Source organism: Aquiflexum balticum DSM 16537 (assembly GCF_900176595.1).
Lineage (GTDB): Bacteria > Bacteroidota > Bacteroidia > Cytophagales > Cyclobacteriaceae > Aquiflexum > Aquiflexum balticum.
This window is the reverse complement of record NZ_LT838813.1, coordinates 3,421,600-3,434,092: the sequence shown is the minus strand read 5'-3', so window position 1 is coordinate 3,434,092 and position 12,493 is coordinate 3,421,600. Positions and strand designations below refer to the sequence as shown.

General features: G+C 37.4%; 14 protein-coding genes. 3 read left to right on the top strand and 11 right to left on the bottom strand.

The window, feature by feature from the left end; genetic code table 11:
• Window positions 1-65: 65 nt before the first annotated feature.
• Entirely contained in the window at window positions 66-452 is a 387-nt protein-coding gene (locus B9A52_RS14505; RefSeq protein ID WP_084121134.1) for a DUF983 domain-containing protein, read from the bottom strand.
• Between the two features lie 125 nt (window positions 453-577).
• Here B9A52_RS14505 and B9A52_RS14500 point away from each other — a divergent pair, with 125 nt between their 5' ends.
• Both B9A52_RS14500 and B9A52_RS14495 read left to right on the top strand, forming a co-directional pair.
• The gene (locus B9A52_RS14500) at window positions 578-958 is read left to right on the top strand and encodes a hypothetical protein (protein ID WP_157370166.1); all 381 of its coding nucleotides are present in this window, start codon (window positions 578-580) and stop codon (window positions 956-958) included.
• Window positions 959-1,122: 164 nt separating this feature from the next.
• Window positions 1,123-1,932, top strand: a complete 810-nt coding sequence (locus B9A52_RS14495; protein ID WP_172805215.1) for an HAEPLYID family protein — start codon at window positions 1,123-1,125, stop codon at window positions 1,930-1,932.
• A gap of 140 nt (window positions 1,933-2,072) precedes the next feature.
• Here the strand turns inward: B9A52_RS14495 and B9A52_RS14490 are convergent, their stop codons facing one another.
• From B9A52_RS14490 to B9A52_RS14465, 6 genes are all read right to left on the bottom strand, one after another.
• Window positions 2,073-2,312: a hypothetical protein gene (locus B9A52_RS14490; protein WP_084121133.1), complete on the bottom strand. Its 240-nt coding sequence runs from the start codon at window positions 2,310-2,312 to the stop codon at window positions 2,073-2,075.
• 4 nt (window positions 2,313-2,316) lie between these two features.
• The gene (locus tag B9A52_RS14485) at window positions 2,317-2,751 is read right to left on the bottom strand and encodes a hypothetical protein (protein WP_084121132.1); all 435 of its coding nucleotides are present in this window, start codon (window positions 2,749-2,751) and stop codon (window positions 2,317-2,319) included.
• The gene (locus B9A52_RS14480) at window positions 2,741-3,244 is read right to left on the bottom strand and encodes a DUF4920 domain-containing protein (RefSeq protein WP_084121131.1); all 504 of its coding nucleotides are present in this window, start codon (window positions 3,242-3,244) and stop codon (window positions 2,741-2,743) included. The genes B9A52_RS14485 and B9A52_RS14480 overlap by 11 nt, the downstream gene beginning before the upstream one ends.
• A 65-nt stretch (window positions 3,245-3,309) precedes the next feature.
• The gene (msrA, locus tag B9A52_RS14475; protein ID WP_084121130.1) at window positions 3,310-3,963 is read right to left on the bottom strand and encodes a peptide-methionine (S)-S-oxide reductase MsrA; all 654 of its coding nucleotides are present in this window, start codon (window positions 3,961-3,963) and stop codon (window positions 3,310-3,312) included.
• A 35-nt stretch (window positions 3,964-3,998) separates the two neighbouring features.
• The gene (locus B9A52_RS14470) at window positions 3,999-4,271 is read right to left on the bottom strand and encodes a DUF3253 domain-containing protein (RefSeq protein ID WP_172805214.1); all 273 of its coding nucleotides are present in this window, start codon (window positions 4,269-4,271) and stop codon (window positions 3,999-4,001) included.
• 40 nt (window positions 4,272-4,311) lie between these two features.
• Window positions 4,312-4,857 (bottom strand): class I SAM-dependent methyltransferase, encoded by a 546-nt coding sequence (locus B9A52_RS14465; RefSeq protein ID WP_084121129.1) that lies wholly within the window; start codon window positions 4,855-4,857, stop codon window positions 4,312-4,314.
• Window positions 4,858-5,289: 432 nt separating this feature from the next.
• Here B9A52_RS14465 and B9A52_RS14460 point away from each other — a divergent pair, with 432 nt between their 5' ends.
• The gene (locus B9A52_RS14460; protein ID WP_231955237.1) at window positions 5,290-6,972 is read left to right on the top strand and encodes an LTA synthase family protein; all 1,683 of its coding nucleotides are present in this window, start codon (window positions 5,290-5,292) and stop codon (window positions 6,970-6,972) included.
• Between the two features lie 4 nt (window positions 6,973-6,976).
• On the opposite strand, the gene B9A52_RS14455 is transcribed toward B9A52_RS14460, so the two are convergent.
• From B9A52_RS14455 to B9A52_RS14440, 4 genes are read right to left on the bottom strand one after another with little or no spacing between them, the layout of a single operon-like run.
• Window positions 6,977-8,179 carry a hypothetical protein gene (locus B9A52_RS14455; protein WP_084121127.1) on the bottom strand — a complete coding sequence of 401 codons (1,203 nt, stop codon included), beginning with the start codon at window positions 8,177-8,179 and terminating at the stop codon, window positions 6,977-6,979.
• Entirely contained in the window at window positions 8,179-9,420 is a 1,242-nt protein-coding gene (locus B9A52_RS14450) for a YaiO family outer membrane beta-barrel protein (RefSeq protein ID WP_084121126.1), read from the bottom strand. The genes B9A52_RS14455 and B9A52_RS14450 overlap by 1 nt, the downstream gene beginning before the upstream one ends.
• Window positions 9,421-9,432: 12 nt before the next feature.
• Window positions 9,433-10,890 (bottom strand): glycosyltransferase family 2 protein, encoded by a 1,458-nt coding sequence (locus B9A52_RS14445; protein ID WP_084121125.1) that lies wholly within the window; start codon window positions 10,888-10,890, stop codon window positions 9,433-9,435.
• Window positions 10,883-12,490, bottom strand: a complete 1,608-nt coding sequence (locus B9A52_RS14440; RefSeq protein WP_084121124.1) for a hypothetical protein — start codon at window positions 12,488-12,490, stop codon at window positions 10,883-10,885. Before B9A52_RS14440 ends, B9A52_RS14445 begins: the two co-directional genes overlap by 8 nt.
• Window positions 12,491-12,493: the final 3 nt, after the last annotated feature.

Sequence of the window (12,493 nt, the reverse complement as noted above, 5' to 3'; positions counted from 1 at the left end):
GAAACCTAATTGAAAAAGATAATTGCTAAATTGGTAAAGGATTTCATTTTAAGGAAGGTGAATTATCAGCTTCTTTGATCTGCAGGAGTATATTTCAATTTTCCCAACCAATAGAGATACAGGACTTTAGAGTACCTCAACATAAGAGGAAGTAAAACAATATTCGCCACAACAACGGTAAGTATATAAACCGATACTGCGGGATCCTCGAAGAAAAAATTGAGAATAATCATCACATTGATAACCAAGGCTACTGAAAAAGCATAGCTGATATACATGGCACCATAAAAAAAATCAGGCTCAGGTATCAAGACAGCATTACAATTCGGACATCTTTGGTTTACTACAGTAAGCTTACGATAACTAAAAATTGAATTGGGGAAAATATTCCCTTCCCTGCATTTTGGACACTTTGCCTGAAGCATTGCTGCCCCTAAAGATCTTTCTTTCATAATACTCCTATACAAAATGCAAATATAGCCAATATGGGTTAAACAAAAGTGATTTCTATCACGTTTCAAAATTTTGAAAATATCAAGATCAAAGCTTATTCTCTAATTATGGTTATATTTAAGACATGCTGACACCATTAAGGCGATATCAACCAATTAAATGGATTATCTACTTTCTTCTGGTAAATTTTATCAACTTGTCAGCCAATTTTTATCAGGCATCTGTCATAGATTCAATCTTATTAGAAAATCACGACCCGATTGATTCCATTACTGAACTGGTCTTGGAATATGTTTTGGAAATGGATGATGAAACAATACCGGATACTGAAGTACCCCATGAAAAAAGGAAAATAGTTGACTTCAAAGTTTTAATAGAAAAGACTTCAATAAATATTGTCTCTCCAAAAATTACTTTTAGAAAAGATCCGGTTTTTACATCGGAAGATATTTTTGAAAATATCCATTTGGAGCAATCCTCCCCGCCACCCAAATACTTTATCTGATTATAATTTTTACTTCACTTCATTCATTTGAGGTGAAAAAACAATTCAGAAAAGTTTTTTTCAAATCAATAATCAAAATGAAAAAAATATTTGCATTGATGGCTGCCATACTTTTTGGCAGCCAACAAATCCTTGCGTAGGATGCAAAATCCGACAGCTCAAAGATGGAAAGAATCTTGTTGGACAGTATTTTCCTATCTGAAGTCGAGGAATCGGTCAAAAACCAAAAACCAAAAGTATTGCACGCAGAACCCTTATATATTGATCTTATCCGTGACTTGGGCGCCCGGAAAGGCGAAAAAGAATGGAACGTGGGCTTGGGGATGACCGATAAGCGTGGATATGATGAATATGAAGCATTGATAGAATATGAATGGGCAGTTATTGACCGGCTTGGGCTGGAAATTGAAATTCCGGTTACCGTATTCTCCAGTAGAGGTGACTTACCTTTGGACATCACCCGGCCGTCCAATCGAGTCGAGTCCATCAAATTGGCAACACAATGGTCTTTTTTGGTTTCAGAAAAAGCAAAAACTTCTCTGGCTTTGGGCTATATCCATGAATTCGAATTTGTAGACTTGAATAAAATGGGTCAGGGCGATTTATTCAAAGGAAATATTTACAACCCGTTTTTTATTGCAGCCAAAAGATGGGGTAGAAATTACCATACCCTTATTTATACCGGACCAAGGATTGAAAAACTGTTTGAACATAACAAACCGGATATCACCTACGAAATCAACAGTAACTTTCATTACATGATTGCAGGGACAAGAAATTTTATCGGTGTGGAAGTAAATCAGGGAATTAACCAAGGCAAACTTGAAACAGTCCTTAGACCTCAGATGAGGCTCGGACTTGCAGAAAACTTAATGGTGGGCATTGTTACAGGAATTCCCATCAACCGCGAACAGCAAGGGCTTAGTTCCTTTATTCGGATTATTTATGAGCCTGGATTTAAGACCTTTCATTAGAAGGGGGTAGATATGGGAAAGGCAGATTTAAGATTTTAGATTTTAGATTTTTTTGTGGAATGGAGATTCGAGTAGAAGAATATCATAAAAAAATGAGTTTTAATTAAAAAAAGCCCGGGAAACAATTTCCAGGGCTTTTTTTAAAACCTTTTTGGGACGAGGCCTTGGGAGTTTTCTCCAATTACTTCATCCAGTTCATAGTCTTTTCCTTTTCCCCACCGAAGCAGTTCTTCAATGGTGTAGATTTCGGTGGTTTCTAAATCTTTTACTCTAAAATTCTCCCCTGATAACCTGGCCAAAATTTCAAGCTTACGCTTTTCACCCATATTGGTGAATTCATAAATTCTTCCTACTCTTAAATTGTCCAAGGCTATAGCCATCTTTTTACTCTTTGATTAGTTTATTGATTTTTTGGATTGGTCCGGGACAATATTGTTGGTGGCAGCCCAAACAGGTATTTACCACCGCTTGGTAATTATCGATAAGTAAATCTTCACTACTGTTTTCCAGTGTTGTCAGACTTTCCAAATAGGCATTTCCCATGAGTTGAAACTGTTCCGTTTTTACTTTAGGATTGGTTGGGATTGCACTCAGTATGTCTTTGTGTTTTTCCAAATAAGACTTTAAAGCTTCTTTATTTTCAACCGAAAGCTTTATTTCTTCCATATCCAAAAACATCTCCCGCATCAATAAGGCCAAAGGAGCATCCTGATTGGGATACAATACAGCTTTTGTAGCATTAGTTTCTTCTTTTTTCTGACAGGAGAAAATACATATCAAAAAAAGAGTCAACACCAAACTTGAAATTCTAGGCATCATCCCGGATAATTACCCCAATTGCCTCAAAAGCATATTCCTGCTTTGGTTCAGTAATGGATTCAATTTCTTCCTTGGATTTACCTGCATCTTCAGCATAGTGCCGCAAAGTAGCCACATCAGTAATTTTCTTTGTTGCAACACCTTCTATGATGACAGGATATCCTTGAGAGTTTTTGGGCACAAAAAAACCGTAATCCTTGAAAGTGACTCTCATAGTCTGTCCGTTGGGAAGATCAATAGTCATCCAACATCCCTTCATGGAACACACCTCCTTGATTTCTCCTACAACTTTGCCTTCAAATGCTTCATTATCCTGAAGTTCCGAAACCAATTGGGTCAATGAAACCACGCCATCATCATTGATCGCTTCACCAAAATTACCGGTGGGAGTATCAGCATCAACAGCTTTTTCCTCTGCTTGTTTGTTGGATTGAGGCTGGCAGGACCATATAACAATGGATAAAAGCAGGAATGGGAGCATTATTTTTTTCATATCGCTTTGTTTTTTTCAAAACTAACTACTAGAAACAATTAATCCAACAATTCTAAATTACCGGTTCACTTTAACTTGTCAGCAAATGCCTTTTTGAATTTTTCCAATTTGGGTTTTATCACAAACTGACAATACGGTTGCATCCCATTATCATTGAAATAGTTCTGATGATAATCCTCAGCGACGTAGAAATTGCTGAATGGAGTCATTTCGGTCACTATTGGCCTGGAAAAAGCACCTGACTCATCAAGTTTTTTTCTGAAAAAATCAGCTTCTTCTTTTTGGCTTTCAGAATGAAAGAAAACGGCGGACCTGTATTGAGGACCAACATCTGCCCCTTGCCTATTGAGTGTAGTAGGATCATGGGTAGACCAAAAAATCTCCAATATTTCCGAAAAAGAAATCTCAGAAGGATCAAATAAAACCTGAATAACTTCGGCGTGACCTGTTGTACCGGAGGTAACCTGTCTATAAGTTGGATTGTCTACATAACCACCGCTATACCCGGATTTGACACTTTTTACTCCTTTTAGTTCCTGATAGATAGCTTCTGTACACCAAAAGCAGCCCCCGCCCAAGGTGGCGATTTCATATCCTTCCGGTACATCAACTGTTGTTTTTGGTAAATCTCGCATGTTTTTTTCTTTGTTTGATGAGGTCTGCGCACAAGCAAATATGGTAGTCATTGCCAGGCTGAAAATAAAAAGCATTGATTTCATTTCTCTTTAATTTATAGCTTAAACAACAAGAAGGCTCAAGAAGTTTTGGGAACAGAACTAATCCTGACAAGACCTATTGGTGTGACATCAGGATTTACCGGTATTCCATTTTGGGTTACCAACACCTTTCCCTCTTTGTAAAGACGCATCATTTCAATCCTGATATCTGTCAGAAAAAACTCCCAATCCTGCGGGTAAAGCCATTTTACAACATCAGAAGGACAAAAACTTTGCCCTTTTCTCATTCTGCACATTTCCAAAATGGCCAGTGCAAGAATATTGGGTTCTATGTAATTTCTTGAGGTCATTTACATAGGAAATCAAACTACTAAATTGAAAGTTTATCAATCAATTACAGACCAGAATAAAAGTCGGGGGAAAATTTTTGACAGATAAATAACTTTTGATGTTTCCGAAGTAGCCTGCAAACTGATATTTCAATAAATACGAGTAACAGATTTGGATAAATTTTCCTTGACCATTTATCGCATTTTTACTCTTTTTATAGATTTCTTCTCTTGCATCTTTCTTGATCAAAGTCAAAGGCAAAGAGGAAAGGATGATGTCAACTTTTTGTCCATTGAGATATTTGTCAAGATTTTCAGCCGAATCACAGATGATTTTTACATTATCCTGGGGAAATTGTTTTTCAAGAGCCTCACAAAAAGGTTTATTGATTTCAAAAACAAGCAACAAAGCGTCAGGATCCATTCTTTCAACTATTCCCTTGGTAATACTGCCATCACCCCCACCCAACTCAACTATAAATTTCAATCCCTCAAAATTCGCATAGGATAACATTTTGTTAACCAATGAAGTAGAACTGAAAGTAATTGCTCCCGTTGTGGAAATATTTTTGCAAAGTTCTTTAATTAAGACCCCTTTATTTTTCATATTTATCCTTTAATCCGGCAAGATAGGAATTTTAGAAAAAAAATGATTGTATTGCCCCTTGAGTTTTATTTTCAGACTTAATTACCCATGTCTACCCAAGAATCAATCAGTTCAGATTTAATACTGAATTTAAAAAAATCATTTGTCAAATTCTGGCAAATCGGAGTCCCTTTTATTTTGTGTCTTTTGCTGTTGCGCTTCTTAGAGATTCGCACTGTGTTTTCAATGCATGATTTATCTTTTAATAAAAGTGAAATTATGCTGATGGGAACAGTGTATGACCTTTTGTGGGTTTTCTATATTTTGGGTTTTCTTCTGATTATTTACCTCCCATTAGGTCTGAAATTTCAAAAATTCAGCCAAATCTTACTGATATTCTCTACCACAATACTTACACTTCTTCAAGGTGGCCTTTTCTTTTATTTTACAAAAATGCTTTTACCCTTAGGAGAAGATTTATATGCTTATTCCGTTGATGATGTTTTGGCTACAGTCAAAGCTTCAGGAGAATTAAATATTGTCAATATCGGAGCCTCACTATTCTTATTTGCTGCTGTTTACTATATTTTGAGTTTGGGAAAACACATCCCTTTGACTTTTAATTTTTCCGCAGGTTTGACTATGATTTGTTATGCTTTTATAATCACCTACAACTTTTTACCTGAAAAAGAGCTTAAAGAAAGACCTGAACTGGAAAAAAATCTGATAGCAAATAAATCTTTTTATTTTTACAATCAATCCTATAATTATTTCACTAACAAAGATTATATCTATTTTGATTTTTTCCTTTCCCCACCCAGTAAAACCAACCTTCTTGTCCAAAAAAACTTTGTAGAGCCAAATTACCCGTTCTTGCACGAAAACAACTATCCGGATGTTCTCAGTCCGTATTTCAGTAATTTCGATAGTATCCCTGATTTGGTTTTTGTGATTGTAGAAGGTTTAGGAAAAGCTTATTCCGGTGAAGATGCATATTTGGGGAGTTTTACACCATTCTTGGATTCACTCAGCAATCATTCTCTGTATTGGAAAAACGGGCTATCTACTACCGGCAGAACTTTTGGGGTACTCACAGGAATCTTTGGTTCTCTTCCTTTTGCCCAAAATGGATTTATGGAACAGGCACCGGAATACCCCCTGCATTTATCCTTATTCTCTATTTTGAAGCACAACGGCTATTTCACCAATTACCATATTGGAGCAGATAAGAATTTTGATAACGTCGGCTCTTTTTTGGAATACCAAAAAGTGGATAGAATTCTGGATATGTCATCCTTCGATGCGGATTTTGAAGAAACCCCTTCGAAATCAGGGTTTTCCTGGGGTTATCCTGACAAGGCCATGTTTGAAAATGGCATGAGAAAAATCCCAAGGGAAATGAGACAAGCACAGCTGTCCGTTTTTCAAACACAAACTTCCCACGACCCTTTTTTGATTCCGGATGAACAAAGGTATTTCGATCTATTTGAAACATATATTTCCAAAACCCTGAGAGCCAATCCGATGGAGGTGGCCAATTACAGAAAATACCAAAGCATGTATGCCAGTATTCTATATGTGGATGAAGCCATCAAGGAATTTTTTGAGGAGTATAAAAAAATGCCCAAATACGAAAATACCATATTCATCATTACAGGTGACCACAGGCTACCCGAAATTCCTTTAGCCACTACCATAGACAGATTCCATGTGCCCATAATGATCTTCTCTGAAAAACTCCAAAGACCAAAAAGAATTCATGGAATCACTACCCATTTTGAGATCACTCCTACTCTTTTAGGATTTCTTAAATCCCATTATGAACTGGATTTACCATCAATGACTGCCTGGAAAGGATATGTCATGGACACTTCATCGGTTTTCCAATCCAACATTTCAAATCCATTGATGAGAAATAAAAACCAACTTATTGATTATCTCAGCAATGAATATGTGTTGTCCGACAACCAACTTTACAGGCTTTATGACAACATGGGTATGGAACCGATCACTGATATCAAACTGAAAGAAAAACTGTCCCGCGAGTTCGAAAACTATAGGAACTCCAACAGATATGCAACCGAAAACAACCGGATCATTCCCGATTCACTCAAGGTCTATTTGCCTTTGAAATAATCTGTCAATTTTGATCTTGCCTGACATTGGAATCCTTCAGGATGTTTTTCATCAGTGGATAGTAATAGTTCCAGAAAAAGCTGTTTCGCTGGGAATAATCCTCAGCCTGTAAAAACATTCTCCATAACTTGGATATCCCAAAAAATCGAAATGAGCTCCCACTGACAGGATTATCAGCAAAATCACCACAGAAATAGTAAAATTTGCCTTTGCCATTTTCCTTGACTACAGCAGCCGGAAAATACCGCGGCACCCCCATTTCTCTGAGTTTATCAATTCCAGCTTCGGTTGGAAGCAGGTCATAATAGGAAATGACTTCAAAATCACTGCTTACCAAGATCACGTCAATCCAATAAGGGTATTTGACAATTTCCGGAATCTCATACTTTTTTTGGCTTTTGGCTGTAGAAACAATATTTGGGACGTTGCTCTTGAAATCCTTTTCAAACTGTAAAATTTCCAAGGTTCCATTTTCATGAACAAATACCATTCCCGGACCAGCCAAGCCCCAAACCCCATCATGTTGGCTGACATATGTTTTAATCAGCCAATTGGGTAAATCATTGTTAAGCAAAGTATCCAATTCATCGAAATATCTGGTAATCCAACCTGTCCACTTGATATCAGCACTATTTTCAAATTCCAATCTTACATCTTTTCTGGTTGGACTTGCTATGGTATTGAATTCAGCAATGATATCAACTTCTTGATGGAAAGCCTCTTTCAAAAAACTTATATCATTTTGGTCCATACCCCCATACACCTTTTTGGAAGGGCTTTCCAGTACAGCTTCCTTAAAATCATTTTCATACACGCCATAAGTATCTGCAAAGTAGATCAAATGGTTTTCCTTTATCAGCTTGTCCATCTCATTAGAGGAAAGGGATGAAAAATCATTGATTTTTGATTCTTCTAAAGTATTCCCTGGGAAAAACCCGAAATAGTCTTTTGATTGATCATAAACGCTGCCATTCTGCTTGGTGAATTTAAAGTGATTGAGCAGCCAATGAATAGATTGATGCTCTTGATATTCCTGATTGGGAACAGTTTTATTGACAACCAATACCCCTAATGGACTGGAAGGAGTCAGATACCAAATCCCAAAACTCAATAAAGGCGTAACCACAAAAAACAATAAGGCTAAAAAAAACCAAAAGGATAATAACCTTAATTCAGCCGGAAAATATTTGTCAAGAAATCTTTTCATCAGAATCGGAATTCAGTACCAAGTGAAATATTGAGGTTGTTTCTGAAATTGTCTTTGGAAATCTCATCTCTGGAATAACCTACAAAACCAAATCCCATCCATCTTGATGTCCACAGATGCTGGTATCCCACTCTCAACCTGTAGGAATTTAACAGTTGGGATTGGAAATCCCTGTTTTCCTCGTCAGGAGAAACCCCCGTAGATGCTTGCAAACTGAAAAAATCCTCCGGGCCACTGAAGTAATACCTAACTTGTAAGTTGCCACTGCTCGAGGAACCTTCTGTTCCGGGGATATAGTTCAGCCTTAGATTCAGCCACCAATTGCTGATATATTTCCCAAATGAAGAGGTGATGATATGTGTAACCTCCGAAAATTGAAGGTATCTATATCCGGCCTCGATTTCATAAGCTTTTGGTAAATTCCAGAAAACACTTGTCCCAAACCTGAATTGTGGAAAGAAGAAAGCCTCCGAAAAACCAACATTCAAATAACCATAAGAATTTTTGCCCAAGGAGGGAAATGCATCAAGCTCAAATTGAGTTCCGCTGTCATCAAACCTTTGGGAATGGGTAACCCTTGCTATCAAAGAACCTGTGAAATCAGTCCTGGTCCTGCCATAAACTGAATAGGTATTCCATGGACTGATAGAACCCGCAAAGGAATCATAGTCATAGGTAGCGCCAACAGCATTGATCCGGGTAAGTCTTCTCAATGTTTGGATATACCCTAAAATGCCTTCTGTTTTTGGAGCTTTGGCAAAAACCTCATTGGCAATATTTAGCGCTTCTTTATAGGATTCCCGATAATAAAGCAATCTTGACTTTCGGTATGTCAGCGCCATGGAAGAAGGTCCGATTTTTTCGATACCGATCTCAAGTATCTCAGACGCCTTATCGTAATTACCACTCCAAAACAAATTATCTATAAATGCAACATAAACATCCTCATACTCAGGGCTTGCCAGTAACGCACGTTCATAATACCTACCGGCAGAATCATATTGTCCATCCCAACTGAATGATCGTCCCATCAAAACCAACACATCGGCATATTCGGGATATTTGGAAAGTACTTTTCTGAGGATTTCTCTTCCCTCCTCCCTTCTTCCATCCAAAATCAATTTCCTGGCTTCAAAATATAATTCATCCGGATCAAAACTTTCCTGGGCTATTGCAGAAATCGGATTAAATACCTGCATTAGGAGCAAAAAAAGAGAAAAGAAAATTATTTGCGGTTTCATCTTCAAACTTCTTTATGGGGTTACAGCGCTTACCTTTTGTTTGTCAGTGGCTTTTTTGAAACCCGTCCTGATCATTTCTCCCCAGCCTCCTTTTCCTTTGATGAAGTGCCAATGTCCTTTCAATCCCCACCATACCAATAGCGGATGAATCAGAAACGGTTCCAAAATAATGGTTTTGATCAGTTTCTTCAGATCCGTTTTGTCCTTATAATTATTGTAGGCAACCTCTTCGTACAAAATACTGAATGAGGATATCAGAATGGAAAAACAGTATATAAGGACAAAAAGAGCAATGAAATACAAAGCACTGATATCACCGGTGAAGACCATTATCATGGTGTAGATAATCCCTATAAATTCCAGGATAGGAGCCCACTTTTCAAAAATTGCCCAAAAAGGATAAGATACCATACCCAGGACACCGTGTTTGGGATTCATACTGATGTTTTGGTGAAGCTGCAAAGTCTCAATGGTTCCCCGCATCCAGCGGTTTCTTTGTCTGGAAAGCACTCCCTTAGTTTCCGGAACTTCGGTCCAGCACAAGGGGTCAGGAACAAAGCCAACTTTGTGTGCTATACCTTCCTCATTCATATACCGCCTCATCCTGACCACAAGCTCCATATCCTCTCCCACTGTCTTCGGAAAATATCCTCCCACCTTCAATACCAAATCTCTTTTAAAAAATCCAAATGCGCCCGATATCAACATCAGACCATTGATCCTTGTCCATGCCATTCTTCCCATAAGGAATGCCCTGAAATATTCAATTACCTGAAATCTTCCCAATAAAGTATCCGGGACCCTGTACTTGGTAACTGTTCCGTCTTTCACATCACAATTGTTGGCCACACCAATAACTCCACCGACAGCAATTACTTTTCTATGGGTTTCCTCCATAAAAGGACGCACCATTCTGGTCAAAGAATCACTTGAAAGAATACAATCCACATCAATACAGGCCAGAATCTCATTTTGTGCAATATTGATTCCTGCATTCAAAGCATCAGCTTTTCCGCCATTTTCCTTATCGACAATAGTAAGCTTCGAAAAAGACCTGTTGGTAGATTTATATACCCCTCTGACATTTTTACATGCTATCTGATAATTGTAAGCATAATCCGTTTTTACCAAATCAAAACTTTCCACCATTCTTTCCAAGCTGTCATCTTTAGAGCCATCATTTACTATGATTACCTCATACCTGCTGTAATGAAGTGTCAAAAGACTTTTAGCGTTCTGAACAATATTTCTGCCTTCATTAAAAGCCGGAGCAATTATGGAAATTCCCGGAGAAACCGGACTTGTAATGACATCATGATAATCAGCAAATTTGTTCTTTCTGAGGTGGTCTCTCATCTCCAGTGCCGACAAAGCTGCCATCACCAGGTAAATCGTAATGATGGAGAAGCTATACACCAAAAAGAGTATGCCCATGATTTCAACCAAAATATTGAATAAAATACTATACATGACTGAGAATGGGATCTTTGAGGTGTGCTAAAATAAGATCGACTTCTTCATCCTTATTTGGAAAATCCCTCAAGGTGACCAAATCAGGATTAAGTGAATTTACTGCCTCCAATATTTTTAAGCGGCATTCAAAATCCTTGGTTTTCTTAAAGTATTCCATCAAAAGTATCTGGGATATCTCAGAACCCAAATTTTTCAATACTTTGACAATATTCAAAAAAAGTGTCTTGTCAGATGTCCCCAAATCTTGATGGATATCTTCCAAACCATCTACATGATTAAAATTGTCATAGCATTTCAATATCTCTATTTTCTCATTGATCGACGCTGATCCATACATTTCCTGAAGTATTGAAAGTCGATCCACAAAACCAAGGTATCTTACTAACTTTATCCCAAAAATCCGGACAGATTCATTTTGGGATTCAAAAAGTAAATTTACCTCAACATTTCCCTTATAATTGAGGTATTTGATGATTCTGTAATAGTTCATTTGCTGCCATCTTGATAAAGGATAGCGCTGTTCAGCCAGGACTTTCAAGGACATATCATTTGAGATGTTCAACATCGTGGCAACTGCATTGGACCTGATATAGAAATTCTCGTGGGAAGTGAATTTTTCCACCAAAGGCGCCGCCTCAATGATGTCCATTTCATTGATCTCTACTATACCGGATGCTACTTTGTCCCATCTTTTTAAGGAAAGTTTTTTTATGGAATGCTTATCCAGATCCAGTTTTCTATAAATAAGTTTTAAGCGGGCTTTAAAATCTCCTTTCATGTTTTTGTTGAGACTGATAATCTCCTGAATCATCACATCTTTGAACAGGTCAATCTCGAGGTGATCTTTTGGAAACAATGCCACCAAATCATCTTTTTTTAATTGATTCAACTTCTGCGTTTCATCATCAAAAAGTAGGTCTGAGATCGGACCATAGCACAAATTCTTAAACCTCAGCGTTAGGATTTCTTTCCTCCTTTTCTTTGATTTGATAACAAACATCACCAACACCATTATCAAAGAGGCTATGAGAAACATACTCAAACAAGCCAATAGCAATAGCATCTTGACATCACTCAGTATCTTTACCTTCAATTTATAAAATGGCCGGAAAGGGGTATTTGTACCCAGCAACACCAGTTCGCCTTCATTGCCAAAAGAATTATTGACAATGCTTATTGGAACAAATAATTCATTCCTTATCAGATTATCCAAATATTCCACAACAGTGGATTCACCGACTTCTCTTTTGAACAATAAATAATTGATCGACCCTAAACCTTGATTCAAAAGGGACAAATCAGCATTCAATTCTTTAGCTTCAGTGTAAAGAAGAATAGTATCAGAAAACCAAAAATTAATTGAGTCAGCATGCTGACTTAAATTCAGAAGAGTTAGATCAGTGGTATCATTGAGTGCCTTGAAATAAACGATAAACTCCAAACCGGGAATTTCATCTGCATTTTCCAGAAAAGGCTGTAAACCAGTTACAGTGATACTGCTGTCTTGAGCGACAAGTTTTCCGGACAAAAAAAAGGATAAAAAAACAAGAGAGAATATCAGTTTTTTAATTCTTTTGAGTCCAGCTTCAAATAACATTTA